General features: G+C 69.4%; 27 protein-coding genes. 14 read left to right on the forward strand and 13 right to left on the reverse strand.

The genetic code is table 11. The features are described from left to right. Nucleotides 1–581 precede the first annotated feature (581 nt). Nucleotides 582–1,070: a DUF4303 domain-containing protein gene (locus AVR91_RS19290; protein WP_228708281.1), complete on the forward strand. Its 489-nt coding sequence runs from the start codon at nucleotides 582–584 to the stop codon at nucleotides 1,068–1,070. A 43-nt stretch (nucleotides 1,071–1,113) separates the two neighbouring features. Then, nucleotides 1,114–1,542 (forward strand): VOC family protein, encoded by a 429-nt coding sequence (locus AVR91_RS19295; protein WP_063275594.1) that lies wholly within the window; start codon nucleotides 1,114–1,116, stop codon nucleotides 1,540–1,542. On the opposite strand, the gene AVR91_RS19300 is transcribed toward AVR91_RS19295, so the two are convergent. Then, entirely contained in the window at nucleotides 1,511–1,879 is a 369-nt protein-coding gene (locus AVR91_RS19300) for a winged helix-turn-helix transcriptional regulator (protein ID WP_063275595.1), read from the reverse strand. The genes AVR91_RS19295 and AVR91_RS19300 overlap by 32 nt on opposite strands. Nucleotides 1,880–1,971: 92 nt before the next feature. Here AVR91_RS19300 and AVR91_RS19305 point away from each other — a divergent pair, with 92 nt between their 5' ends. After that, nucleotides 1,972–2,811 carry an NAD(P)H-binding protein gene (locus tag AVR91_RS19305; protein WP_063275596.1) on the forward strand — a complete coding sequence of 280 codons (840 nt, stop codon included), beginning with the start codon at nucleotides 1,972–1,974 and terminating at the stop codon, nucleotides 2,809–2,811. Between the two features lie 49 nt (nucleotides 2,812–2,860). After that, entirely contained in the window at nucleotides 2,861–3,700 is an 840-nt protein-coding gene (locus AVR91_RS19310) for a class I SAM-dependent methyltransferase (RefSeq protein ID WP_063275597.1), read from the forward strand. A 1-nt stretch (nucleotide 3,701) separates the two neighbouring features. On the opposite strand, the gene AVR91_RS19315 is transcribed toward AVR91_RS19310, so the two are convergent. From AVR91_RS19315 to AVR91_RS19330, 4 genes are read right to left on the reverse strand one after another with little or no spacing between them, the layout of a single operon-like run. After that, the gene (locus tag AVR91_RS19315) at nucleotides 3,702–4,343 is read right to left on the reverse strand and encodes a class I SAM-dependent DNA methyltransferase (RefSeq protein WP_063275642.1); all 642 of its coding nucleotides are present in this window, start codon (nucleotides 4,341–4,343) and stop codon (nucleotides 3,702–3,704) included. A gap of 10 nt (nucleotides 4,344–4,353) precedes the next feature. Beyond that, entirely contained in the window at nucleotides 4,354–5,112 is a 759-nt protein-coding gene (locus AVR91_RS19320; protein WP_063275598.1) for a putative protein N(5)-glutamine methyltransferase, read from the reverse strand. Next, a complete protein-coding gene (locus AVR91_RS19325) occupies nucleotides 5,109–5,876 on the reverse strand; it encodes an NAD(P)-binding domain-containing protein (RefSeq protein WP_063275599.1) in 768 nt (255 codons plus the stop codon). Before AVR91_RS19325 ends, AVR91_RS19320 begins: the two co-directional genes overlap by 4 nt. A 2-nt stretch (nucleotides 5,877–5,878) precedes the next feature. After that, nucleotides 5,879–6,394 (reverse strand): DinB family protein, encoded by a 516-nt coding sequence (locus AVR91_RS19330; protein WP_063275600.1) that lies wholly within the window; start codon nucleotides 6,392–6,394, stop codon nucleotides 5,879–5,881. Nucleotides 6,395–6,539: 145 nt separating this feature from the next. On the opposite strand from AVR91_RS19330, the gene AVR91_RS19335 reads away from it, so the two are divergent. The 6 genes from AVR91_RS19335 to AVR91_RS19360 all read left to right on the forward strand — a co-directional run bounded on the left by AVR91_RS19335 (nucleotide 6,540) and on the right by AVR91_RS19360 (nucleotide 11,372). After that, entirely contained in the window at nucleotides 6,540–7,073 is a 534-nt protein-coding gene (locus tag AVR91_RS19335; RefSeq protein ID WP_063275601.1) for an RNA polymerase sigma factor, read from the forward strand. A gap of 21 nt (nucleotides 7,074–7,094) precedes the next feature. Then, nucleotides 7,095–7,553 (forward strand): peroxiredoxin family protein, encoded by a 459-nt coding sequence (locus AVR91_RS19340; protein WP_063275602.1) that lies wholly within the window; start codon nucleotides 7,095–7,097, stop codon nucleotides 7,551–7,553. 32 nt (nucleotides 7,554–7,585) lie between these two features. Then, nucleotides 7,586–8,191, forward strand: a complete 606-nt coding sequence (locus AVR91_RS19345; RefSeq protein ID WP_043848118.1) for a TetR/AcrR family transcriptional regulator — start codon at nucleotides 7,586–7,588, stop codon at nucleotides 8,189–8,191. Next, nucleotides 8,175–9,794, forward strand: a complete 1,620-nt coding sequence (locus AVR91_RS19350) for an acyl-CoA dehydrogenase family protein (RefSeq protein ID WP_063275603.1) — start codon at nucleotides 8,175–8,177, stop codon at nucleotides 9,792–9,794. The genes AVR91_RS19345 and AVR91_RS19350 overlap by 17 nt, the downstream gene beginning before the upstream one ends. A 221-nt stretch (nucleotides 9,795–10,015) precedes the next feature. After that, nucleotides 10,016–10,447, forward strand: a complete 432-nt coding sequence (locus AVR91_RS19355) for a hypothetical protein (RefSeq protein WP_063275643.1) — start codon at nucleotides 10,016–10,018, stop codon at nucleotides 10,445–10,447. Nucleotides 10,448–10,724: 277 nt separating this feature from the next. Beyond that, on the forward strand, nucleotides 10,725–11,372 hold the full coding sequence (locus AVR91_RS19360; protein ID WP_063275644.1) for a DUF4865 family protein: 648 nt from the start codon (nucleotides 10,725–10,727) through the stop codon (nucleotides 11,370–11,372). On the opposite strand, the gene AVR91_RS19365 is transcribed toward AVR91_RS19360, so the two are convergent. Next, entirely contained in the window at nucleotides 11,309–12,469 is a 1,161-nt protein-coding gene (locus AVR91_RS19365) for an SWIM zinc finger family protein (RefSeq protein ID WP_063275604.1), read from the reverse strand. The genes AVR91_RS19360 and AVR91_RS19365 overlap by 64 nt on opposite strands. Then, nucleotides 12,466–15,183 carry a DEAD/DEAH box helicase gene (locus AVR91_RS19370; RefSeq protein ID WP_063275605.1) on the reverse strand — a complete coding sequence of 906 codons (2,718 nt, stop codon included), beginning with the start codon at nucleotides 15,181–15,183 and terminating at the stop codon, nucleotides 12,466–12,468. The genes AVR91_RS19365 and AVR91_RS19370 overlap by 4 nt, the downstream gene beginning before the upstream one ends. A 68-nt stretch (nucleotides 15,184–15,251) precedes the next feature. On the opposite strand from AVR91_RS19370, the gene AVR91_RS19375 reads away from it, so the two are divergent. Beyond that, on the forward strand, nucleotides 15,252–16,046 hold the full coding sequence (locus tag AVR91_RS19375; RefSeq protein ID WP_063275606.1) for a TetR/AcrR family transcriptional regulator C-terminal domain-containing protein: 795 nt from the start codon (nucleotides 15,252–15,254) through the stop codon (nucleotides 16,044–16,046). Nucleotides 16,047–16,199: 153 nt separating this feature from the next. Here the strand turns inward: AVR91_RS19375 and AVR91_RS19380 are convergent, their stop codons facing one another. From AVR91_RS19380 to AVR91_RS19400, 5 genes are read right to left on the reverse strand one after another with little or no spacing between them, the layout of a single operon-like run. Beyond that, a complete protein-coding gene (locus AVR91_RS19380) occupies nucleotides 16,200–16,427 on the reverse strand; it encodes a hypothetical protein (protein ID WP_063275607.1) in 228 nt (75 codons plus the stop codon). After that, nucleotides 16,424–16,960 carry a hypothetical protein gene (locus AVR91_RS19385; RefSeq protein ID WP_063275608.1) on the reverse strand — a complete coding sequence of 179 codons (537 nt, stop codon included), beginning with the start codon at nucleotides 16,958–16,960 and terminating at the stop codon, nucleotides 16,424–16,426. The genes AVR91_RS19380 and AVR91_RS19385 overlap by 4 nt, the downstream gene beginning before the upstream one ends. Then, on the reverse strand, nucleotides 16,944–18,344 hold the full coding sequence (locus AVR91_RS42445; RefSeq protein ID WP_083737639.1) for a WXG100 family type VII secretion target: 1,401 nt from the start codon (nucleotides 18,342–18,344) through the stop codon (nucleotides 16,944–16,946). Before AVR91_RS42445 ends, AVR91_RS19385 begins: the two co-directional genes overlap by 17 nt. Continuing rightward, on the reverse strand, nucleotides 18,341–18,628 hold the full coding sequence (locus AVR91_RS19395) for a hypothetical protein (protein WP_016334296.1): 288 nt from the start codon (nucleotides 18,626–18,628) through the stop codon (nucleotides 18,341–18,343). Before AVR91_RS19395 ends, AVR91_RS42445 begins: the two co-directional genes overlap by 4 nt. Nucleotides 18,629–18,637: 9 nt before the next feature. Then, nucleotides 18,638–19,576, reverse strand: coding sequence for a hypothetical protein (locus AVR91_RS19400; protein ID WP_063275609.1), 939 nt, complete (start codon nucleotides 19,574–19,576; stop codon nucleotides 18,638–18,640). A 43-nt stretch (nucleotides 19,577–19,619) separates the two neighbouring features. On the opposite strand from AVR91_RS19400, the gene AVR91_RS19405 reads away from it, so the two are divergent. The 3 genes from AVR91_RS19405 to AVR91_RS19415 all read left to right on the forward strand — a co-directional run bounded on the left by AVR91_RS19405 (nucleotide 19,620) and on the right by AVR91_RS19415 (nucleotide 22,830). Beyond that, nucleotides 19,620–20,753, forward strand: coding sequence for a glycosyltransferase (locus AVR91_RS19405; RefSeq protein WP_063275610.1), 1,134 nt, complete (start codon nucleotides 19,620–19,622; stop codon nucleotides 20,751–20,753). Then, nucleotides 20,750–21,982: an RNA polymerase sigma factor gene (locus tag AVR91_RS19410; protein ID WP_063275611.1), complete on the forward strand. Its 1,233-nt coding sequence runs from the start codon at nucleotides 20,750–20,752 to the stop codon at nucleotides 21,980–21,982. The genes AVR91_RS19405 and AVR91_RS19410 overlap by 4 nt, the downstream gene beginning before the upstream one ends. A gap of 74 nt (nucleotides 21,983–22,056) precedes the next feature. Beyond that, nucleotides 22,057–22,830: an alpha/beta fold hydrolase gene (locus AVR91_RS19415; RefSeq protein WP_063275612.1), complete on the forward strand. Its 774-nt coding sequence runs from the start codon at nucleotides 22,057–22,059 to the stop codon at nucleotides 22,828–22,830. A 59-nt stretch (nucleotides 22,831–22,889) separates the two neighbouring features. On the opposite strand, the gene AVR91_RS19420 is transcribed toward AVR91_RS19415, so the two are convergent. Continuing rightward, entirely contained in the window at nucleotides 22,890–23,381 is a 492-nt protein-coding gene (locus AVR91_RS19420) for an anthrone oxygenase family protein (protein ID WP_063275613.1), read from the reverse strand. Nucleotides 23,382–23,407 lie beyond the last annotated feature (26 nt).

Genomic DNA, 23,407 nt, shown 5'->3' on the forward strand with positions numbered 1-23,407 from the left:
GGGTTATATCCCGTTTCATGCATAATAGTGATTATGCATGAAACGGAGTGATGGGTCCGGAAACTCCTCGCGGGGGATCTCGGCGCTCCTGTCGTTCTCTGATATGTCATGAAAGGGTCGTTCCTGACGTTTTTCGTCCTGAACGACCCTTTCATGACACTTCCGACCCCGGGGGCTGCGAACGTCGTCGACCTGGCCGACCCGGCGGGATCTGCCCGCGACCGACGCCTCCATTGATCATCTTCAGCCGAGACGCCCGGATCGATTCGTCACAGTGACGTATTGAGGTCGAGTGATCGGACATCGGTCCGTCACCCTCGGGGGTGTCCTGAGGCGCCCTGGAGCCTCAGGACACCGGCACCCCAAGGGGCACGAGAGGGAGAGATGCCCGCGTCGAGCGCGGCGAAGGACGCTTTCGCCGCGTGACATGCGATGAAGGACGCCTTCAGCCCACCGCAAGGGCCCCTCTCGGCCGCCGTTATCCAGGCCGTCCAAAGTGCCGATAATGTACATTATGTCAAGTAAGCGGCATGTGGTTCGATGCCCCGATGACTCCGACCGAAACCGACCTCGCTGACGCCTTGGCCGCGGCCACCCGTGCGGCTGTCACAGACCTGTTCCGCGACAACCCCGGCCACACCTTCTACTACGTCACGCTGACGACGCCCGGCGAAGCGTTCGGTCCGGCACTGTCAGCGTGGTCGCACGAAGCGCTGGCTCAGCGAACGGACGCTGACGACGTCCGCTACTCCTATGCCGATTCACCTTTCTCGATTCTGGGTGAGAACCAGCTGAAGCCGGTCCGCGATCTGTTCGCCGCCCGGCCGGCGGTGTTCGACCTCGACGACGAAGCCTCCGAGGCCGAGTTCGACCTTCGACTGCGTGCGATGGAGACGGCACTGCACAGGCTGTCCGACGAAGGACTGTTCGGCGTCGGCGAGGCTCGCGCCGAAATCCTGATTCTGGCCGAGGTCGTTCCCGAGGACGAGGACAACGTCGCCCGGGCTCGTCGACTCAACCCGCCTGGGCCGGCCCTGGATGCTTGGCTGGCCTATTGGGACGTCGGCTGATACACGACACAAGGTGTCGCATATTGGGTGGAATGGTCCTGTCATGGAATCTCGACTCAACCCGTACATCAGGTTCAACGGAAACGCGCGACAGGCGATGGAGTTCTACCAGGAGGTCTTCGGCGGCAAGCTGGAAATCGGCACGATCGCGGATTTCGGTGCACCCGACTCCCCTGCCGCCGACAAGGTCATGCACGCTCAGCTCGACACCGCGAACGGACACACGCTGATGGCCTGCGATGTCGATGGCCAGGTCGAGGACGCGCCCCACTCCCCTGGCAACAACGTCGCGGTCTACCTCGGCGGCGATGGCGAACTTCGCGAATACTTCGAGAAGCTGTCCGTCGGCGGGACCGTGACGATGCCTTTGGAGAAGCAGCTGTGGGGTGACGAAGCCGGCGCGCTGGTGGACCAGTTCGGGATTTCCTGGATGTTCAACATCACCCTGCCGTCGGAGCCACTCGCCGGGTGATCCGGTCGAACAGTTCCACTAGTGGCTCGCTGACGTCCTTGCCGAATTCTGTCAGTCCATAGGTGACCTGTGGCGGCGTCGTGGGCTCGACCTGCCGCCAGATCAGGCCGTCCTGGACGAGGGCCCGCAGGGACTGGGCGAGCATCTTCTCGCTGATCCCCTGGATGCTCTCCCGTAGCTCGTAGAAGCGGAGATCGTTGCGCTGCAAGGAGATCAGCACCCAGATCCCCCATCGACTGGTGACGTGACCGACCACGTCACGGGCGGCGCAGTCGGTGTGAAACACCTCATACCGCGGCTCGGTGTCGGCCGGTGTGAACTGCGCGCCTCCTGCCATGGGAGGAGCTTACCTCTGGGTATGTACTTACGAAAGGTTAGCCGCGATCCCTAGCGTCGTCGCCACGAGAAGATCGAGCGAAGGAGTTGTCCATGATCGTGGTGACCGGGGCTACCGGGAACATCGGCAAGCCGTTGACGCGGGCGCTGGCCGAGGCGGGTGAGCAGGTGACGGCGGTGTCGCGGCACGCTGCGGCGGCACCGTCCGGCGGCAGGCATGTGGTGGCCGATCTGGCCGAGCCCGCCACGCTCGAACCCGCCTTGGCCGGGGCGAAGGCGTTGTTCCTGCTGCTTTCCGGCGATCTGCATGCCGTCGGGGCGAACCCGGCCGACATCATCGGCCTGGCCGCGGCGAGCGGGGTGCGCCGGGTCGTCCTGCTCTCGACGTTGGGTGTGGCGACCAGGCCGTTCGGAACGACGCGGATCGCGATGCGGGAGCTGGAGGACGTGGTGCGGGGGTCCGGTCTGGACTGGGCGGTCCTGCGGCCGGGTGGTTTCGCGTCCAACGCGCTGTGGTGGGCGGATTCGGTCCGCTCGCGGCAGGTGGTCGCCGCGCCGTTCGGGGATACCGGGGTGCCGATCGTCGATCCGGCGGATATCGCGGAGGTCGCGGCCGCTTGTCTGCTGGACGATCGGCATCTCGGTGCGGTGTACGAGCTGACCGGTCCGGCGGTGATCACGCCGCGGGAGCAGGCCGCGGCCCTCGCTGACGTTTTGGGTTCGCCGGTGCGTTTTCAGGAGCTCACGCGGGAAGAGGCGAAGGCGGGGATGGTCTTGAGCATGCCGTCGGAGCTCGCGGACGACACCCTGGACATCATTGGTTCGCCGACTCCGGCGGAGTTGCGGGTGAGCCCGGATGTGGAGCGGGTGCTCGGTCGCGCGCCGCGGTCGTTCGCCGAGTGGGCCGCCAGGAATGTCGCGGCGTTCCGCTGACGGGTCACGCTAGGGTCGTCCCCGGATACCGAATCTGGGGGTTGCCGAAATGTCCGAGAGCACCGCTGTGCGTGTCGATCCGTCCAACGAGCGGATGTTGAAGGCGTGGGATGGTGACGACGGCTCGTTCTGGGCGAAGCGTGCGCAGCGTTTCAACGACGGTGTCGCCGCGTACCGGGATCTCTTCTTCGCCGCGGCCGATGTCCAGGCGGCGGATCGGGTTCTCGACGTCGGCTGTGGTGCCGGTCAGACGACGCGGGACGCGGCCCGGCTGGCCGCCGCGGGTTCGGCGCTGGGTGTCGATCTCTCGAGTGAGATGCTCGGTGTCGCTCGTCGGCTCGCCGAGGAGGAGCGTGTTCCCAACGTCTCGTTCGAGCAGGCGGACGCGCAGGTTCATCCGTTCACCAAGGCGTCGTTCGACGTGGTGATCAGCAGGCATGGCTCGATGTTCTTCGGCACTCCCCTGGCCGCGTTCGGCAATCTGGCCAGGGCGACCCGGCCGGGTGGCCGTCTGGTCCTGCTGACGTGGCAGCCGTTGCGGCTCAACGAATGGATCACCACGTTCCGGACGATCTTCGCGGCCGGCCGTGAGGTTCCGTCGGCGGATCTCGCGCTCAGCGATCCCCGAGAGATCGGCGAGTTGCTGACCTCCGCCGGGTATGTCGACGTCGAGTGCACCGCGGTGAACAAGCCGATGTACTTCGGTGCGGACGTCGATGACGCGGCGGAGTTCATCGTCGAGCAGCACGGTGGGCGGTTGGGCGACCTGGATGACACCGCGCGGGACGGCGCCATCCAGGCTCTGCGTGCGGATCTCGCCGAGCACCAGGCCGACCGGGGCGTTTTCTACGGCTCGGCGGCCTGGCTCGTCGAGGCGCGGCGGCCTTGAGCTACTGCTTGCGGGCGATCAGATAGGCCTGTGGGGTGTTTTCGAATTCCTCGGACGGCTCGCGGACGAGGGTGGAGAGCAGGCTGAAGCCGGCCTCCCCCAGTTGTGCGGCGATCTTCTCGGGCGCCAGCCGGTAGGCGTCGCAGGAGATGTCGTGCCCGTACGCGTGCTCGATGTGGCGTACTTCGTCGCCTACCTGGAAGGCGAGCAGCAGGTGGCCGCCCAGGGCGAGGATCCGGTGGAAGTCGGCGAAGATCTCCGGCAGTCGCTCTCGTGGTGTGTGGATGATGGAGTACCAGGCGACGACGCCGGCGAGTGAACCGTCCTCAAGGGACAGTCCGGGCATCTCCCCGAGCTGGAAGTCCAGATGTGGGTACCACTTCCGGGCGACGGCGAGCATTCCGGGAGAGAGGTCGACGCCGTGGATGTCGAGCCCGAGCTGGTGGAGGTACTCGGTGATGCGGCCGGTTCCGCAGCCGATTTCGGCGACGTGGCCGCCGCCGGCGGCCTGGACGAGCTCGGTGTACGCGCCGAGGACGGCTCGGTCCCAGGTGGATCCGGCGAGGTGGTCGCGGAGGAGTTCGGCGTAGTCGGCCGCGACCGTGTCGTAGGCGGTGCGGGTGGTTTGGAGGTAGTCGGTCACGGCGGCGACCTTAACCCCGGGCACCGACAACAATCGTCGCGTACAGCTCTTCGTCGGTGATCACTTCGGGGGTCAAACCGTTGTGTGCCATGGCTTCCGCGGTGCTCGCGGCTTGGTTTTCGCCGGTTTCGATGAGCAGGTGCCCGCCTGGTGCGAGCCAGTGGATGGCTTCGGCGGCGACGCGGCGGTGGACGTCGACGCCGTCGTGCCCGCCGTCGAGTGCGACGCGGGGTTCGTGGTCTCGCGCCTCGGGCGGCATCATCGCGATGGCGTCGGAGGGGACGTACGGGGCGTTGACGACCAGGATGTCGACGCGGCCTCGTAGCGACGCGGGAAGGGGTGCGTACAGGTCGCCTTCGAAGACCTCTCCCCCGGCTTGGGTGACGTTCTCGCGTGCGCAGCGGACGGCGGCGGGTTCGATGTCGGCCGCGTAGAGGCGGATGTCGCCGAGTTCGCCGGCGATGGCGGCACCGAGTGCGCCGGTTCCGCAGCAGAGGTCGAGGACGACCGCTCCTGGTCCGGCGAGGGTGACGGCGTGGCGGACGAGGAGTTCGGAGCGTTGCCGTGGCACGAAGACGCCGGGTTCGACGGCGATGCGGAGTCCGTGGAATCCGGCCCAGCCGAGGATGACTTCGAGTGGTTCGCCGTCGATGCGGCGTTGGACCATGGTGTCGAGCTCGGCCGGGGTGCGGGCTTCGGCGGTGAGGAGCCGGGCTTCGTCTTCGGCGAAGACGCACCCGGCCGCCCGCAGTTCGTCGATGATGGTCACTTGTCCCGCAGTCTGGTGAGGATTCCGTCCAGGGCCTCGCGGACGGTGTCGGGGACGCCGTTGGTGCGCAGGTCGGTGAGGAACTGTTCGTTGAGTCCGCCGGGGGTCATGTGTTTGCCGGTGAGGGTTTCGAGGGAGCCGTTCCGTTCGGCGAGGGATTGGCCGAGCTGGCCGAAGATGTGGCTGGTGAAGGCGGTCGCCGTGGTGTCGCCGATGCCCTGGTCGGTCATCCAGGCGGCGATGGTGCCGAGGTAGTCGAGGTGGGCGGCGAAGGTGGCGGTGGCGCCGCTGAAGATGTCGAGGTCCTTCTCGGCGGCGGGGACGACGCTGCCTCCGATGCTGTCGAAGAGGGCGCGTGCTTCGGGGTTGTCGGGGTACATCGCGGTGAGGCTTTGGCGGCGTGCGGCGGGAGGCAGCGGGATGCTCCGGACGACTTCGCCGGCGGGGGCGGCCCAATCGCGCAGCCGGTCGAGGGGGACGCCGGCGAGGGCGCTGATCAGGACGTGTTCGGGGCGGAAGGTGAGGTCGCGGAGGACTTCTTCGGCGATCGGCGGGCGGACGGCGAGGATGATCGTCGTGGCGCTGTCGACGACGGCTTGGTTGCTGTCGCGGACTTCGACGTTGGCGAAGCGGGCGGAGAGTTCTTGTCCGACGCTGCGGCTGCGGGGTGAGAGGAAGATCCGCGGCGGGTCGGTGATGTCCTTGCTGAGGCCTTCGACGATGGCGGCGGTGATCTCCCCCGCACCGATGAATCCGTAGTCCATGGTCAGGCTCCCGTGTGGCCGTCGACGCGTTCGCGGATGAGGTCGGCGTGCCCGTTGTGGCGGGCGTATTCGCCGATCATGTGGAGGTAGAGCATGCGGAGTGAGAACGGGGTTCCGCCGAGGTCGAAGGTGTCGTCGAGGGATCCTTCGGCGGCGGCCTCGTCGGCCAGCCGGATCTCTTCGAGGAGGATGTCGTAGGCCTCTTCGGCTTTGGCGGCGTCGAGGACTTCGAAGTCGTGGTCCTTGCCGAGGGCGGGGTCGTAGAGGGGTTCGATGTCCTGTGCGGCGTAGCGCAGGCGGAACCAGAAGCGTTCGACCTTGGCGAGGTGCCGGACGAGGCCGAGGAGGGTCATGTTCGACGGCGGGACCGACGCCGTGGCGAGTTGTTCTCCGGTGAGACCGGACAGCTTGTGGAGGAAGGTGCTGCGGTGCCAGGTCAGCAGGGAGGGCAGAAGGATCCGCTCGTCGGCGGCGGTGTCGCCGGACGGTCGGGTCACCTCGGGGGCGGTCCATGTCATAGCGGCGATCATGCCATCGGGTGACGTGGGATTCGTGGTGCGCCGACTGGGGTGAGCGGGGTCACGTGGAAGGGGCTGAATCCTTTTGCGGGGTTCCCGGCTCTTGTAAGGGCCGGGACAAGCTCGGCGCGGGAGGAGGTTCGTCGTGGAGGCCGATTGGCCGCGGGATTCGCTGATCGTGGCGGCGCAGGGCGGGGACGCGTCCGCCATCGCCGCTTTGGTTTCGGGTTCCCATCCGCATGTGCAGCGGTTCGCGCGGTCGTTGTGTGCTTCGCCGGAGGACGCGGAGGATTCGGCGCAGGAGGCGCTGATCATCCTGTACCGGAAGATCGGGTCGCTGCGGGCCACCGGTGCGCTGGCGTCGTGGATGTTCCGGATCGTGCGCAACGAATGTCTCAGGCGGGCTCGCCGGGCGTGGCGGGGTGACGAGCCGGCGGATTCCGTGGTGATGGTGTCGGCCGAAGAGGACGCCTTGGATCGGCTGGAGGCGCAGCGGGTGGCCGCGGCGATCGCCGGGTTGCCCGCCGATCAGCGTCGCGTCTTGATCATGCGTGACATCCAGGGTCATTCGGGTCGGGCGGTGGCCGACGCGCTCGGGCTGAGCCCGGCCGCGATGAAGTCCCGGCTGCATCGCGCGCGGGCGGCGGTCCGTGCCTCTCTCGACATCCCCTCTTCCTGACCTTCTGTTGAGGAGTCTTCAATGCTGGAAATCGGTTCCACGGTGCCTGATGTCGTTCTGGAGGACACGTCCGGGCAGGTCGTGCGGCTTGCGGAGTTCCGTGGCACGGGGAACGTGTTGATCTATTTCATGCGGTCGACCTCGTGCCCGGTGTGCAACGGCCATGTGAAGGATCTCGTGGGGCGTGCGGAGGAACTGGCCGCCGCCGACGTGCGGGTGTTGGTCGCCGTCCCGGAGGACCGGGCGGAGGCCAAGGCGTGGCGGACGAAGCGCGGGGTGCCGTTCCAGGTGGTGACCGGTCGCGGCGGTACGCCGCACGAGGCCTTCGGGCTGGGGAAGAAGCTGCTGCAGCGGTCGGGCAGTGTGCTGTTCGACCGGGATGGGGTGGTCCGTCACGCGCATGCGGCGACCATGCCGACCGGTGCTTATGACAAGAAGGGCATCGCCAAGGCCGTCGAAGGGCTCGCCAAGGTGCGTTGACTGAAGGTGTGAATCAGTGCTTCACTTCTTGGGTGCCGTATCGACGTACACCGAAGGTCCAGGAGCGGTTGGACGCCCAGCGCGACGCGGTCCTCGCCGCCGCCATGGAGCAGTTGGCCGAGCGCGGGTACGCGGGCTGCTCGGTGGCGGCGGTCGCGGAACGCGCGGGGGTGGCGGTCGGCAGCGTGTACCGCCACTACCCCACCAAGGCCGCGCTGGTCGTGGAGTTGTTCCGCAAGGTCGTCACGCGTGAGGTCGAGGCTGTGCGCGAGGTGTCGGAGCGGCCCGGTACACCCGCCGAGCGGGTCGTGGCGGTCTTCGACACCTTCGCGAGCCGGGCGTTGAAGACCCCGCGGATGGCGTACGCGCTGCTGGCCGAGCCTGTGGACGCGCCGATCGAGGCCGAGCGGCTGGTGTTCCGGCGCGCGTTCCGTGACGTCGTGGCCCAGCACGTGGCCGACGGTGTCCGGTCCGGGGTCCTGCCCGCCCAGGACGCGGACGTCACCGCGGCGGCGCTCGTCGGCGCGGCCGCCGAGGTGCTGATCGGCCCGTTGACCACCGGCGGCGCGGACGAGGTGTCCGGGCTGCGCACTTTCGTCCTGCGTTCCTTGGGAGGTTCCGATGCCGGTCACTCATGAGGTCACCAATCAGGTCCCGCCGCTGGCGGAGTACGACGTCGCCGCCGATCCGGCCCTGCTGGAGGGCCTGGAGCGGGCGGGCGCGGGCTGGGCGGTGGCCGAGGTGCACGCGCTCGGCAGGCTCGCCGGGAGCGAGCAGGCGCAGGAGTGGGGCAGGCTGGTCAACGAGAACGAGCCGGTGCTGCGGACGCACGACCGGGTCGGGAACCGGATCGACGAGGTCGAGTTCCACCCGTACTGGCACGAGCTGATGGACGTCGCGGTGTCCTATGGGCTGCACGCGGCGCCGTGGCGGGATCCCCGTCCGGGCGCGCACGCGGCGCGGGCGGCGAAGATGTACGTGTGGGGGCAGGTCGACGCGGGGCACACGTGCCCGATTTCGATGACGTACGCGGCGGTTCCGGCGTTGCGGTTCAACCCCGAGCTGTCCGCGCGGTACGAGCCGTTGCTGGCGGCGACGGAGTACGACTTCGGGTTGCGTGAGCCGAGTTCGAAGCGCGGGCTCATCGCCGGGATGTCGATGACGGAGAAGCAGGGCGGTTCCGACGTCCGGGCGAACACCACCACGGCGCGTCCACTGGGTGACGGCAGCTACGTGATCGTCGGGCACAAGTGGTTCACCTCGGCGCCGATGTCGGACATGTTCCTGACGCTGGCCCAGGCGCCGGGCGGGCTGTCGTGTTTCCTGCTCCCCCGCGTCCTGCCGGACGGCTCGCGCAACGGGATCCGGCTCCAGCGGCTGAAGGACAAGCTGGGCAACCGGTCCAACGCGTCGTCGGAGATCGAGTACGACGACGCGATCGGCTGGCTGATCGGCGAGGAGGGGCGCGGGGTGCGCACCATCATCGAGATGGTGAACAACACCCGGCTGGACTGCGCGGTCGGGAGCGCCGCGGGGATGCGGTACGGCGCGGTGCGGGCGATCCACCACACGCGGCATCGTCGCGCGTTCGGGGCGAACCTGGTGGATCAGCCGCTGATGGGCAACGTGCTGGCGGATCTCGTCGTGGAGTCCGAGGCGGCGACGACGGTCGGGATGCGGCTGGCGTCGGCCACCGACCGGCCGGAGGACGAGCAGGAGCAGGCTTTCCGGCGGCTGGGCCTGGCGGTGACGAAGTACTGGGTGTGCAAGCGCGGCCCGTCGCACGCGGTGGAGGCGCTGGAATGCCTGGGCGGGAACGGGTACGTCGAAGACTCGGGGATGCCGCGGCTCTACCGCGAGGCTCCGCTGATGTCGATCTGGGAGGGTTCGGGCAACGTCGCGGCGCTCGACGCGCTGCGAGCGATGGCGAGGCAGCCGGAGTCGGTGGCGGCGTACTTCACCGAGGTCGAGCAGGCGTCCGGCGCCGACGCGCGGCTGGACGACGCGGTGGGCAGGTTGCGCAAGGAGCTGTCCGATCTGTCGGACATCGAGTACCGGGCGCGGCGGCTGGTCGAGTCGATGGCGCTGGTGCTGCAGGGTTCGCTGCTGGTGCGGCACGGGACGCCGTCGGTGGCCGACGCGTTCTGCGCGTCGCGGCTGGGCGGTGACTGGGGTGTCGCATTCGGGACGCTTCCGTCCGGAGTGGACACGCGGGCGATCATCTCCCGCGCGGAGGTCTGAGCGGAGGCGTCGTGCGCGGACGGCGATCTCGCGTGATTGGAGACGTATCTCGCGTGATCAGGCGGCGAACACGTTCCGGACTCTCGGTACCCGTATGACCACGTGCAGCGGCGGTCCGGCCGATTCACCCGGCCGGACCGCCGCTCAGCACTGCGAACAGCCGCAGGATTGCGGAATTCGGGTGCATGCAAGGGCTCGCGGGTCGGCTACGTTCCTCGGTCATGGTTTATCGCCGAAGATGCCTGGTCCTGGTTCCCGTGGCGCTGTTCGCCGCCGGCTGCGCGACGGCCGCCCCGACGCCGATCTTCTCGGCGGCGAGTCCGGAGACTTCCGCGGAGAGCGCGCCGATGCTGGGGGCGGCGGCCCCGTCTGGCGCGCCGTTCGTGGCGGCGGACGGACGGGACCTGAGGTCCTGCGCCGACGGTGAGTGCGAGGTGTTCGTCCGGACCGGGGACCAGATCCCCAACGACGGCGGCGCCGGACCGCTCTCGGTCGCGGTCCAGGCCGGGAAGGTGGGGCTCGCCCCGGCTTCGGGCGGGATGGGCGCCGCGGTGTCCGGTCCGCCCGGGATGGCCCATCAGATCAACCGGCAGGTGATCGTCGTCGTCGCGGTGCAGGGCGACGAAGGGATCGTACGGCTCAGCCGGAAATAGCCGCTCAGTTCAAGCCGGCGACGAATTCGCTCAGCAGCCGGTGTCATACTCGCCCGCCGGCGTGCCGGCTCCGGATGTTGTGAAAGTGGCTTTCACAACCTTCAACGTTGCGAAAGGGGCTTTCGCAACACCTCCCTGGACACGGATTTGCCACCCGACAAGGCACCTTTGCCTTACCGCTGGTGGAACCGGCTCAGGACGGGTCCGCGCTCGTTTCCTGTTGTCATGCTTCAAGTTTCGGGCGAAGTCGATCTCTGTACCTACTAGTATGTACGGCATGCATGCGATGCAGTACGAGATCACCCTCCCCGCCGACTACGACATGGGCATCATCCGCGACCGCGTCGCCACCCGCGGGCATCTGCTCGACGACTTCGGCGGTCTGGGGCTGAAGGTCTACGGGATCCGTGAGCGCGGCGTCGACGGCTCGACGCTGAACCAGTATTCACCCTTCTACCTGTGGCACGACGAAGCCGGGATGAACGCCTTCCTCTTCGGCGGCCCGTTCAGCGGCATCGTCGACTCCTTCGGGCGTCCCGCCGTGCAGCACTGGACCGTGCTCGGCTTCGAGGAAGGACCCGCGTTCGGCGCTTCCCCGGTCGCGGCGGGAAAGCACGTCGTGCGGATCCCCGACGAGACCGACCCGGTGGCCTTCCTCGGCGAAGCTCTCGACGGGCTTCACGAGCACCTGCGCCAGGACGGCGCGCATTCGGGCGCGCTGGCCGTCGACCCGCGGACCTGGCAGGTCGTCCGCTACACCCTCTGGGCAGGCGAGGCACCGGAGTCGGACGAGATCCGGTACCGGATCCTCCACCTGTCCTCGCCGCACCTGGATCAGCTGCGGCGAGGACGGCAGTGGGATCAGCCGAGCAACGCGGCGAACAGCGCGCCGGGATCGGCTTCGGGCGGACCGGCGGGCCACTGATCCCGGTACGGGTACCAGAGCCCGTCCTTGCCCAGCCGCACCTGCACCCCGGTTCCGTGGACGGTGCAGTGGTTGCGTTCGACGTCCAGGCCTTCGCCGGGATCGTCCACGACCTCGGCGAAGGCGGCCCGCGCCCGGCCCATCGCCTGTGACGGCGGTGCCCACGTGGTCTCCAGGACGTCGAGGCCGGCTCGGCCACCGTGCCGCCAGGCGAGCACCGCGCGGTCGAAGACCTCGCCGTTCTCGGCCGGGCGCAGCCTGTCGGCGGCCTCCGGACGAGTCGCGGCGAGCCGGACGGCGTCCTGCTTGCGGGTGAGCTTCGGCTCCGACGCCAAGAGCGCACCGGCCATCTGTCCCGCGTTGGCGACCAGCAGGGCGAAGGCCTCGGCCGGGATGTCGGGCGCCCCGGGCACGGTCGGGCCTCCGGTGGGCGCGAACGCGGCGAGATCCGGCAACGGGCCGGGCTCATCGGCGTACGCCCGCTCGGCGTCGATGTCGTCGTCACCGGTGCGCACGAACCGGGGCGCGTTACGTCGCTGCAGCTCGTCGAGCAGCTCCCGCTCCCCCTTGCCGCGCATCAGCAACAGCACGAACGGGTCGGCATCGAGCAGCCACGACGCCTGGAACGACAGCGCCGCGGCGTGACGGCACGGCAGCTCCCAGCCGGGGCAGTCGCAGTCCGGATCGAGGTCACCGATCCCGGGCAGCAGATGCACCCCGGCGTCGTCGGCGGCCTCGACGAGGTCGTGCGGCATGTCCCGGTCCAGCAACGCGGCGAGATGCCCGGCACGCGAGGCGACCCGGTCGAGGAACCGGTCCCATTCGTCCCCGGTCAGCTCCGCGAGGCGGACCTCGGTGCGGTACTGGCCCTCCTGATCGTCGACCACCGCGGCGATCCGTCCGGGGCTGACCGTGATGGGGCCGACCCGGCCCGCCGCGGCGTACTTGCGGCCCTGTTTGAGCTGCCGCAGATCCAGCGCGGTGTCCTCCATCGCGCTGATCCACGCGCGGCCCCACCACGAGCGGGCGAACTGACCTCGTCCGCCCTGGGCACCGAAAGCGGGGAAACCGCGGACGCGGTCATCTGGCGTGCTCATCGGCGGCTCCTCAACTCGACCAGATCGGCCAGCTCCTCGTCGGTCAGTTCGGTCAGGGCGGCCTCGCCGCCCGCGAGCACCGCGTCGGCGAGCGCGCGTTTCTCCCGCAGCATCGCCGCGATCCGGTCCTCGACCGTGCCCTCGGCGATGAGCCGGTGCACCTGCACCGGCCTGGTCTGCCCGATCCGGTACGCGCGGTCGGTCGCCTGGTCCTCCACCGCGGGGTTCCACCAGCGGTCGTAGTGCACGACGTGATCGGCGCGCGTGAGGTTGAGCCCGGTGCCCGCGGCCTTGAGCGACAACAGGAACACCGGCACCTCACCGGCCTGGAACCGGCGCACGAGCTCCTCGCGTTTGGGCACCGGGGTGCCGCCGTGCAGAAGCTGCGTGCCGATCCCGCGCTGCGCGAGATGCCGTTCCAGCAGCCGCGCCATGGCGACGTACTGCGTGAACACCAGCACCGCGCCGTCCTCGGCGAGGATCGTGCCCAGCAATTCGTCGAGCAGCTCGAGCTTGCCCGACCGGCCGTCCAGCACCGATTCCGACGGCTCCTTGAGGTACTGCGCGGGATGGTTGCAGATCTGCTTGAGCCCGGTGAGCAGCTTGACGATCCGGCCACGGCGCGCGATGCCCTCGCTGCCGGCGATCTCGGCCATCAGCTCGCGCACCGTCGCCTCGTACAACGCCGCCTGCTCGGACGTGAGCGTCACCGGCCGGTCGGTCTCGGTCTTGGCCGGAAGCTCCGGCGCGATCCCCGGATCGGATTTGCGTCGGCGCAACAGGAACGGGCGTACGAGCCGGGACAGACGCTCCGCGGCGTCCGGGTCCTTTCCGGACTCGACCGGTTTCGCCCACACGCGGCGGAAGTCGGCCATGGTGCCGAGCAGGCCCGGTGTCGTCCAGTCCAGGATCGCCCACAGCTCGGCGAGGTTGTTCTCCACCGGGGTGCCCGTGAGCGCCACCCGCGCCGACGACGTCAGCGTCCGCAGCGCCTTCGCCGTGCCGGACCGGTGGTTCTTGACGTGCTGGGCCTCGTCGGCCACCAACAGTCCCCAGTGGACGGACCCCAGCGGTTCCGGATCCACCCGCAGGGTGCCGTAGGTGGTGAGCACGAAGCCGTCGCCGAGGTCGTCGAGCGAGCGTTCGGTGCCGTGGAACCGCCGCACCGGGACACCGGGGGCGAACTTGGTGATCTCGCGCTCCCAGTTCCCCAGCAGCGAGGCCGGGCAGACGACCAGCGTCGGGCCGTCCGCGCGGTGCAGATGCAGCGAGATCAGCGTGATCGTCTTGCCGAGCCCCATGTCGTCGGCGAGACAGCCGCCGAGCCCGATCGAGGTCATGGCGGTGAGCCACTGCAGGCCGCGCATCTGGTAATCGCGCAGCGTCGCGGCCAGGCCTCGTGGCGGAGCCTGCGGTTCCGGTGGGGCGAGCAGCCGCTCCCGCAACGCGGCGAGCCAGCCGTCGGTGAGGACGTCGACGCGTTCACCGTCGATCTCGGTGGTCCCGCTCAGGGCGGCACCGAGCGCGTCGATCGGCGTGAGCGGCTTCAGCTCGCGATCCCGCGCCTTCGCCGCGAGTGCCGGGTCGACGAGCACCCACTGATCCCGCAACCGCACGACGGGACGGTGCGCCTCGGCCAGCGCGTCCATCTCGGCCGCGGTGAGCGGCGCGCCACCGAGGGCCAGCTGCCAGTCGAACTGCAGCAGCGTGCCGCCGGCGAAGAACGACGGAAGATCGGCGGGTGGGGCGTCCCCGCCACCGACGACCGCCTTGGCGCTCAGGTCGCGGGCGAGATCGGCGGGCCAGTGCACATCGATGCCCGCCGTGGCCAGTAGCGGGGCCGCGGTGGTGAGCAGCTCGGTGATGTCGGCATCCCCGAGCCCGACCTCGTCGGGGACCGCCGCACCGAGCAGCGGCTCCAGCGGCGGCCACAACTGCGCGGCCCGGCGCAACGCCAGCATCACGTCGATCCGCGCCCTCGGGCCGAACCGGTCGTCGCCCGCCCAGAGCGCGGCGGCGTCGATCAGGACGCCGGGGTCGGCGAGGCTGTGCACCTGGACGACCCCGTTGAACCGGCCGATCGTGAAGTCGTCTCCCGGCGCTTCGATCCGGATCGAGACCCGGACGCCGGAATCCAGCCCGGCCGCGACCTCGGCCGCCCAGTCCCGCAACTGCGGAACGCGGTGCGAAGGCGCGGCGGCGAACGCCTTCACCCCAGCGGCTTGCGCGGCGGCGGGCGTGCGGGGAAGGGTGTCGACCACGGCGTCCAGGAACGCGCGCAGCAACGGATACCGTGCCGGAAGCAGGTTTCCCTCACCCGGGATGGCCCGCGCGAGCGCGGGCATCGCTTCGGACAACTCGCGCAGCCAGGCGGCGTCGGCCGGTTCCAGCGGGCCTGCGCGCCAAGCGTCCACATCGGACTCCGTGAGCCCGGGAAGCAGCCTGCCCGCCTCGGCGAGCTTCAACGCCGCCGTGGCGGCCGTGCTCCAGAAACGCGCGGAGGGGTCGTCGCTCTCCTTGAGACGCAGCAGCGCGGGAAGCGCTTCGGCCATCGGCAGCCGGACACACGGCACGGTGACGATCTCGGGGAGGGCGACGGTCACCTCCCCGGTCCCCGGCATGTTCCCGTCGGCGTTCCAGAAGACGAATCCGCTGGCCCGAGGGGGATTTTTCGGTTCGAAAGCAACACTGCCGAAACCGTCGTGAGACGCCACTCAACCCCAATCTCTGTACGGTGTACAGTTCAGGATAACACAACTCCGTACACCGTAGAGAGAACGTGATGACGGACGCGGAACACACCGGTGCGGGCGACCCGCGGCGGACCATCGAGCTTCTCTGGGGCGTGCGCGACAAACCCCGCCGCGGCCCCAAACCCAAGCTCACCGTGGACGAGATCGTCACAACGGCCATCGAGATCGCCGACACCGAGGGCATCACCTCGCTGTCGGTGCGCCGGGGCGCGGACAAGCTCGGCGTCTCCCCCATGACGATCTACACCTACATCCACAGCCGCGCCGAACTGCTCGACCTGATGATGGACCGGGTCCACGGTGAACTGACCGATCCCCCGGCCAGTCACGACTGGCGGGTCACGATGACGATCCTCGCCGAGGACGCCTGGGAGATGTACCACCGGCATCCCTGGATGCTGCAGCTCACCACCGGCCGTCTCCCCCTCGGCCCGCACACCTTCGCGAAGCACGAACGCGAGCTGAAGGCCGTCGACGCCATCGGGCTCACCGACTTGGAGATGGACGCCGTCGTGGCGATGGTCAACGGCTTCGTCCAGGGCATCGCACGCGGCTCGGTGGAATCGGCGAGTCTCGTGCGGCGCTCCGGCCTGACGGACATGGAATGGTGGACGGCCAGCGCGCCCGTGCTCGCGGAGATCCCCGAAGCCGACGCCGGCCTGTTCCCGCTGGCGGCACGCATCGGGCAGGCGGCCGGGGAAACGCACGGTGCGGCGAGCGCGCCGCTGCACACCTTCCGGTTCGGGCTGGCACGGATCCTGGACGGAGTCGAGCAGCTGGTCACCGGTGGTTCCGGTAAGTCGGGGACCGAACTTCCCTCCTGAGCGTTCTCGCGTGATTGAGTGGACGACACGTGTGACTGGACGGACGACACTGTCGCGGCCGAGTCCCACCGCGTGTCGTCCCTCCAATCACGCATGCCGTCCACGTAGTCACGTGTGTCGTCCCTCCAATCACGCGAACCGCCCGAATCGCGTTCAGTTACCGCGTTCTCGGAGTCGGCGGTAGAGCAGCCACAGCGCCAGCGCGACCGGCGTCAGAACCGCCGTGAACAGGACCCCGGCGAACATCCCGTACCCATGCGGGTCCCACGACAGCCCGGTCGCGCTGAGCACCACCCTGCCGACGAGCAGCACGATCACCCCCACGACACAGACGAACGCGCCGAGCACGACACGTCGCACCACCGTCCGCGAGGCCGTCATGCCGGATCGGGAGTGCAGATGGTCAGGAACGACTTCCGGTTCTCGCGCTGCACGTCCGCGGCCTCCATCCAGCCGCTCCGGCCGAACAGGTAGCTCCCGGCCGGATGCCCGGCCGACTCACGCAGCACCTGGGCCAGATCGGCCTTGGCACCGAAGGCTTTCGGGCCGTCGACGGAGATGTTGACCGAGCCCGCCTTGGTCCAGTCGTACGCCGCGGGCAGCGGTGTCCGGACCTGGAGGCCACCGGCGTCCGCGGTGGAACCGCCCAGCAGGTCCAGCCGCTCGACCCGCACGCCCGGCTTCGGCGCGGCCCACACCTGTTCCGTGCTGTTCTGCGTGCCGGAGTCGAAGGTCAGCCTCAGGCCGGTGACGCCCTCGCACGGGGTGCCCGTCCACAGTTTCAAGACGCCGCCGTCGATGCGGAACCCGGCCTCCGGCGGCAGGGACGGCGCGAACTGCGCCTTGGTGTCGCACGCCGCGGTCACCGCCATCACGAGCAACGCGGCGCAGGCCCGCTTAGTGATATCCGCCATCGGTGAGTCCCGCGTCTTCCTCGGTTTCGTTGCCGCCGGTGACCCGCTCCCACGCGTAGGAGGCGAGGAAGCCGGCATAGCCTTCGCGTGCCCATTGCTGGGAGTGGCGCTCCTCGTGGTGCAGCAACCGGTCCAGGTCGAGCGAGCCCTGGGACGCGCCGTTGTCGTCCTCGTACCAGGCGTGCCCCGACTTCACCACCTCGCGAAGTTGCTGCGCCGGATCCTTCGCGTCGTCGATGTTCAGCATGAACGTGTCGCCCCAGGCGGTCCCGCCCTGTTGGCTGAACTGGTCCTGGATGAGGTTCCCGCCCAGGCCCATCATCATGCCGTTCGGGGTGGTCACCAGCCGCCCGCCGTTGCCGTGCACGAAACCCACGTCGTCGTCGTAGCTCCAGGAGTTCTCCCGCTGCCGGTCGGTGATCCGCCGCAGTTCCTCGGATCCGTACGGGGTCGGCGCGAAGTCGGTCTTCTCGCCTTCGGTGCCGTAGTCGGTGCCCGCGTTCAGGATGTAGGTCATCCGCACCGCTTTGGCGGCGTCGTCCCCGCTGACGTCGGCCGGCATCAGGAAGTACGACTTGTAGGTCCCGTCGCCGTCCTCGTCCTCGCGGATCTCTTCCATCCGGTCGAGGACCTTGAAGTCCTCCGGCGTGATGTCGTGCTCGTCGGCGATCTTCTTGACAGTGTCGATCGACACGCCCCGGCGTACGGCGTTCTCGAGCCACTGCCGGTAGTGCCCGGACGCGGGTGGCCCGCTCAGCAGCCCGGCGTCGCGCAGCGCCTGCTCCATCTCGACGACTCCGGCGTCGATCTGCCCGGCCTTCTTGGCACCTGCCAGATCGGTCGCCTCGTGGTCGCTGATCTGACCGTCCTGCACGAGCCCCATCACCCGGGCCAGCGCCGCGTCGATGCTGTTCGCCGCGGTGAGGATCGCCTTGGTTTCCTGCTCCAGCTGCTTCCGGATGGTTTCGCGGTGCCGCTGGGACTCGGCGCGCTCTTCGGCCTCGAACCGTGACTTCGGCGGCGGGCCGGCGGGTTTGCCGTCCACGATCGCGCCGTCGGCGGCGATGCTGAACTGGTAGGTGCCGGCGAGGGAGTCGTTGTTGGCGACCCTGGTCTTCAGCGCGGACACGTCGTCCGACGCGTTCTGCAGGGCACGTTCGACGGCGGACAGCTCCGCGATCAGGATCTCGGCCTTGTTCCGTGTGTCGCCCAGCGAACCGCGTGCACGCTCGCCGGCGGGGCCGCGCCAGTCGGGCAGTTTCCTGGCGTCGTCGAGTTCGTCCTGCAGCCCGACGAGTTTGTCCCGACGGCCACCCAGGTCGGTGGCCGTCGCGTTGAGTACCTCGGCGTCCCATTTGCGGACGTCGTCGTAGCCGACCGTCATCCTCCGAAAGCCTCCTCCGCGGAGTTCTCGTTTTCGGAGTACGCCTTGGCGGCTTTGGTGATCGATTCGCTCCAGCGGTCGATCTCGCCTGCCCACCCCTTCGCGCGCTCGGTGCACGTCGACGCCAGCGTGGGCGCGCTCTTCGCGGCCTCTCCGCCCGGCAACGCCGTCGCTATCGCGCCCAAGCCGGTGCCCGGTTCCACGGCTCTGGCCTGGTCCGCGGCGGATCCCGCCGCCTTGGCCGCGGCCCGCAGCTGACCGATCTCGACCTCGTATCCGCTCACAGCGGGACTTTACGTCAGCTCGGAAGGCTCCACAGCCGATTCGCGCGAAGGCGTGGCAAGCCGGCGGACGACGTCGTCGTACCGCGCCTGGTCGGCGGCCGCGCGGGCGTGTGCCCGCTCCAGTTCCTCGGCGAGAGCCGTCGCCCGGGCTTCGGCGAGGCTTCTGGCCGTGTGTTCTTCCGCGAGCGACGTCCGAAGCCCGGCCGAGTCCTTTTCGGACACCGTCGCGCGCGTCTTGGCCTCGTCGAGCCGGTCCCGCAGCGCCGCGACTTCCGCGGCCGCCCGGGCCAATGCCGTGTCGCGCTCGGCCAGCTCCGTCGTCAGCCGGGTCTTCTCCTCACGCAGCGTCCGGAGCTCCGCGAGCAGCTCATCGCGGGCACGTTCCGCCGCGACGGTCGCGGCTTCCGCGGCACCGCGGGCTCGTTCGTGGGCGGCGACCTCGGCCCACGAACGCTGCCGGGTCTCCTCCGCGTCCTTCAAGGCTTGCTCGGCGACGCGTTCCGCCTTGACCTTGGCCGCCTTGTCGTCGCGGGACGCGGCCACCGCGGCCGCGCGCGCGGTGTCGGCCTTCGCGGCCGCCTGCTGCGCGTCCTCGGCCTCGCGCCGGGCCGTCGCCGCGTCGGTCTCGGCCTCGGTCACCCGGCCCAGCGCCGCCTCACCGGCGTCGTCGAACCGCGAACGCATCGCGTCGAGCAGTTCCACGAGCGACGCCGCCGTCGGCGTGAACTCGTCGGCGATCCGGCGGACCTCCAGCAGCGGATCGGCCACGCTCGCCACCGCGGCCGCCCGCCGGGCACGCGAGGCGGCGTCGGCGTGGGCCTTGCCGCAATAGGCCGTGGGACGGCCTCCCTTGCGTTTCCCCTCGGCGTCCACCGCGGGTGGGGGCAGGGGATTCTCGCAGCCTTCCAGTGCGCACAGCCGGACCTCGTCGGCGTCCGTATCGATCACCGCAGCAGGGTAGCGCCGACGCTCCGCCGATAGGGTCGCTGACATGCGTGTCCTGTTCACCTTCGCGGGCGGTAACGGCCACTTCCGGCCGTTGCTCCCCCTCGCCCACGCGCTCGCCGGCACGGGGCACACGATCGCGTTCACCGGCGAGCCGCTGATGGTCCCGATCGTCGAGGCGGCCGGGTTCACCGCGTTCCCGTCGGGACCGGACCTCGGCAGTGACGGCGCACGCCGCCCGTTGCTCCCCGTCGACAGGGACCGCGAGGACAGCGACCTCCGTGACGGCTTCGTCCGCCGCACCGCGCCCCTGCGCGCGAAGGACGTCACGGCGCTCTGCGAGGGCTGGGAACCGGATCTGCTCGTATGCGACGAAGCCGATCACGGCGCGATGATCACCGCCGAACGGCGAGGCCTCCCACACGCCACCGTCCTGGTGACCGCGGCCGGAGTCCTCATCCGCGCCGAACTGATCGACGACGCGCTCAACGAGGTCCGCGCCGCACACGGCCTCCCACCGCAGCGAAATCTGGAGATGGCATACCGCCACCTCGTGCTCTCGCCGTTCCCCGCGAGCTTCCGCGATCCCCGGTTCCCGCTGCCGCCGACCGCACGCCCGTTCCACAACCCGCTTCCCGCTCGCGGACCGGCACCGGCGTGGCACGTCGAAGGGCGCCCCACCGTCTACTTCACCCTCGGCACCATCTTCAACACCGAATCCGGCGACCTGTTCGCCCGGGCACTGGCAGGACTGCGGGAGGTCGACGCGACCTGTGTGGTCACCGTCGGGAACCTCATCGATCCCGCCGAGTTCGGCCCTCAGCCCGAGCACATCCACCTCACGCGCTACCTGCCGCAGGACGACGTCCTCCCGTACTGCGACGCAGTCCTCAGCCACGGCGGTTCGGGCAGCCTGCTCGGCGTGCTCGCCCACGGGCTGCCGATGGTGCTGCTCCCGATGGGCGCCGACCAGCCCCACAACGGCGATCGGGTCACCGAACTCGGGCTCGGGACCGTCCTCGACGTCATCGACGCGACACCGCAGGACATCCGCGACGCCGTGACCACGGTGCTGCGGGAACCGTCCTACCGGGAGGCGGCCGGGCGGTTGCGGGACGAGATCACCGCGTATCCGGCGCCGGAGAAGATCGTGCCGCTGCTGGAAGGACTGGTCGGATGACCACCGAACTCGACGCCGCGATCACGCGGGCGTTCCGTGAGGAGTCGGGACAGGTGATCGCCACCCTGATCCGCGTCACCGGCGACTGGGACCTCGCCGAGGAATGCCTCCAAGAGGCGTTCGCGCTCGCGTTGCGCACCTGGCCCCGCGACGGCGTCCCGGCGAAACCCGGCGCCTGGCTGACGACGGCGGCACGCAACCGCGCCACCGACCGGATCCGGCGAGAGGCCGTCGGCGCGGCGAAACTGCGCGAGGCCGCCGAACTGCACGTCCCCGCCGAACCGGAGTGGGACGAGAGCGGTGTCCACGACGACCGGCTCCGGCTGATCTTCACCTGCTGTCATCCCGCGCTGCCGCTCGAAGGGCAGATCGCGCTCGCGTTGCGGACCCTGGCCGGGCTCACCACCGCCGAGATCGCCCGCGCCTTCCTCGTCTCCGAGGCGACGATGTCGCAGCGCCTGGTCCGGATGAAACGGAAGATCCGCACGGCGGGCATCCCGTACCGGGTCCCGCCCGCGGAACTGCTGCCCGAACGCACGGCCGCGGTGCTCGGGATGCTGTATCTGCTGTTCAACGAGGGCTACTCGGCCAGCGCCGGTACAGACCTGCTCCGGCCCGACCTGTCCGCGGAGGCCATCAGGCTCGCCCGGATCCTCGCGAACCTGATGCCGGGCGAACCGGAGGTCCTCGGGCTGCTGGCCCTGCTGCTCCTGCACGACGCCCGCCGCGCCACCCGCGTCGACGACCAGGGCACCCTCGTCTCGCTCGAAGACCAGGACCGCGACGGCTGGAACACCGCCGAGATCGCCGAGGGCACGGAACTGCTGGAGACCGCGCTCCGCCGCGGTGTCGCCGGGCAGTACCAGATCCAGGCCGCGATCGCCGCCTGCCACGCGACGGCCGCCCGCGCCGCCGACACCGACTGGGCACAGATCGCCGCCCTCTACGGGGAACTGCTGCGTTTCGTGCCCTCGCCCGTCGTCGAACTGAACCGCGCGGTCGCCGTCGCCATGGCCGAGGGCCCCGAGGCCGGGCTCGAACTGGTCGACAAGCTCACCGCGGACGGCGCTCTCCCCGGATACCACCTGCTTCCCGCGACCCGCGCGGACCTGCTCCGGCGGCTCGACCGGCTCGACGAAGCCGCCGACGCGTACCGCGAGGCACTCGCGCTCGCCGGCACCGACGCCGAGCGCACCTACCTGTCGGGAAAACTCGCCGAAATCTCCTGACGCCCGGTTGTCTGTCCGCGGCGTCGCCGTTCGTCGGTGGGCGACAAGTCCCGAAAAGAGGAAGGGGTCATCCGATGGCCGTTCTCGACGTCCCCGGCGCCCGGCTGCACCACACCGTGACCGGCAGCGGTCCGGTGCTGCTGTGCATTCCCGGTGGCGCGGCCGATTCCGCCATGTTCGCGCCGATCGCGAGCCTGCTCGCGGAGCACTACACGGTGATCACTTACGACCCGCGCGGCATTTCCCGCAGCACCCTCGACGATCCGGACGGGGAGCAACGGATCGAGGCCCACACCGACGACGCGCTGCGCCTGCTCGACAGCGTGAGCGCGGAACCGGCGGTGATCTTCGCGTCCAGTGGTGGGTGCATGCAGGCGTTCGATCTCGTCACCCGCCATCCCGGGCGGGTGAAGACGCTCCTGGCGCACGAACCGCCGCTGAGGGCGCTCCTGCCGGGACAACCCGACGGTGATCCGGACGAGTTGCAGCGCCTTCATCGTGAACACGGCATCGAGGCGGCGATGGCGAAGTTCATGGCCGACGCCGGTTTCGAGATGGACGGGAGCGCGCTCCCGCCGGAAATGCGGAAGAACATGGAGTTCTTCGTCGTGCACCTGATGAACATGATCGGGACCTACACCCCGGACTACGAAGCGCTGAAGGCGTCGGACACCCGGATCGTCGTCGGCGTCGGGAAGGACTCGGCCGGGCAGCCCGCGCACGAGGCGGCGGTGCTCGCGGCCGCCCGTCTCGGCGTCGAGCCGGTCTACTTCCCCGGCGACCACGGTGGTTTCGCCGCCGAGGCCGCCGCGTTCGCTCCGCAGGTCCTGGCACTTCTCGACGCCTGATGTCAGGAAAGGGTCGTTCAAGACGTTTTTCGTCCTGAACGACCCTTTCCTGACACGCGTCAGGCGCGGACGTGCACGATCAGCCCGCCCACCAGCGCGCCGAAGCCACCGATCGCGGCCAAGGTCCGCACGAGGTTCCACCGTTCCCAGACACCCTCGAACTTCGCCCGCAGCGCCGCGAAGTCGGTGCTGTCGCCGTCGAACCCCGCTTCGAGCGCGTTGTTCAGCGGCACGTTGATCGCCATCGTCACGATCAGCATCACCACCAGCAGGGCGAACCCCGCGATGAGCCACGGCAGCGCGGGCCGCAGTTCCGACCGGAAGTGCAACGCCGCCGCGACCGCCGCGAGCAGCGGAGCACCGCCGAAGCTCAGCCCGAACCAGCCGTTGAGGATCGCGATGTTGATCTCCCGCATCCCCGTCACGTACGTCCTGGCGTCCGCGCGCCCCAGCCCCGGCATCACCGAGCACGTGTAGGCGTAGAACAAGCCGGCGATCAACCCCGCCGTGATGACGGCCGCGATCAGGACGATTTCGCTCAGCATCGCCATTCCTGTCGCCTCCCTTCCGATTCCAG

It is taken from the genome of Amycolatopsis keratiniphila subsp. keratiniphila (assembly GCF_001620365.2).
GTDB lineage: Bacteria > Actinomycetota > Actinomycetes > Mycobacteriales > Pseudonocardiaceae > Amycolatopsis > Amycolatopsis keratiniphila.

Excerpts from the sequence above, each read along its gene's own strand:
- AVR91_RS19325 (WP_063275599.1), bottom strand. The coding sequence starts at position 5,876 with ATGGACTACGGATTCATCGGTGCGGGGGAGATCACCGCCGCCATCGTC.
- AVR91_RS19360 (WP_063275644.1), top strand. The coding sequence starts at position 10,725 with ATGCATGCGATGCAGTACGAGATCACCCTCCCCGCCGACTACGACATG.
- AVR91_RS19380 (WP_063275607.1), bottom strand. The coding sequence starts at position 16,427 with ATGACGGCCTCGCGGACGGTGGTGCGACGTGTCGTGCTCGGCGCGTTC.
- AVR91_RS19365 (WP_063275604.1), bottom strand. The coding sequence starts at position 12,469 with ATGAGCACGCCAGATGACCGCGTCCGCGGTTTCCCCGCTTTCGGTGCC.
- AVR91_RS42445 (WP_083737639.1), bottom strand. The coding sequence starts at position 18,344 with ATGACGGTCGGCTACGACGACGTCCGCAAATGGGACGCCGAGGTACTC.
- AVR91_RS19375 (WP_063275606.1), top strand. The coding sequence starts at position 15,252 with ATGACGGACGCGGAACACACCGGTGCGGGCGACCCGCGGCGGACCATC.
- AVR91_RS19330 (WP_063275600.1), bottom strand. The coding sequence starts at position 6,394 with ATGACATGGACCGCCCCCGAGGTGACCCGACCGTCCGGCGACACCGCC.
- AVR91_RS19415 (WP_063275612.1), top strand. The coding sequence starts at position 22,057 with ATGGCCGTTCTCGACGTCCCCGGCGCCCGGCTGCACCACACCGTGACC.
- AVR91_RS19350 (WP_063275603.1), top strand. The coding sequence starts at position 8,175 with ATGCCGGTCACTCATGAGGTCACCAATCAGGTCCCGCCGCTGGCGGAG.
- AVR91_RS19300 (WP_063275595.1), bottom strand. The coding sequence starts at position 1,879 with ATGGCAGGAGGCGCGCAGTTCACACCGGCCGACACCGAGCCGCGGTAT.
- AVR91_RS19420 (WP_063275613.1), bottom strand. The coding sequence starts at position 23,381 with ATGGCGATGCTGAGCGAAATCGTCCTGATCGCGGCCGTCATCACGGCG.
- AVR91_RS19310 (WP_063275597.1), top strand. The coding sequence starts at position 2,861 with ATGTCCGAGAGCACCGCTGTGCGTGTCGATCCGTCCAACGAGCGGATG.
- AVR91_RS19405 (WP_063275610.1), top strand. The coding sequence starts at position 19,620 with ATGCGTGTCCTGTTCACCTTCGCGGGCGGTAACGGCCACTTCCGGCCG.
- AVR91_RS19355 (WP_063275643.1), top strand. The coding sequence starts at position 10,016 with ATGGTTTATCGCCGAAGATGCCTGGTCCTGGTTCCCGTGGCGCTGTTC.
- AVR91_RS19340 (WP_063275602.1), top strand. The coding sequence starts at position 7,095 with ATGCTGGAAATCGGTTCCACGGTGCCTGATGTCGTTCTGGAGGACACG.
- AVR91_RS19295 (WP_063275594.1), top strand. The coding sequence starts at position 1,114 with ATGGAATCTCGACTCAACCCGTACATCAGGTTCAACGGAAACGCGCGA.
- AVR91_RS19385 (WP_063275608.1), bottom strand. The coding sequence starts at position 16,960 with ATGGCGGATATCACTAAGCGGGCCTGCGCCGCGTTGCTCGTGATGGCG.
- AVR91_RS19305 (WP_063275596.1), top strand. The coding sequence starts at position 1,972 with ATGATCGTGGTGACCGGGGCTACCGGGAACATCGGCAAGCCGTTGACG.
- AVR91_RS19410 (WP_063275611.1), top strand. The coding sequence starts at position 20,750 with ATGACCACCGAACTCGACGCCGCGATCACGCGGGCGTTCCGTGAGGAG.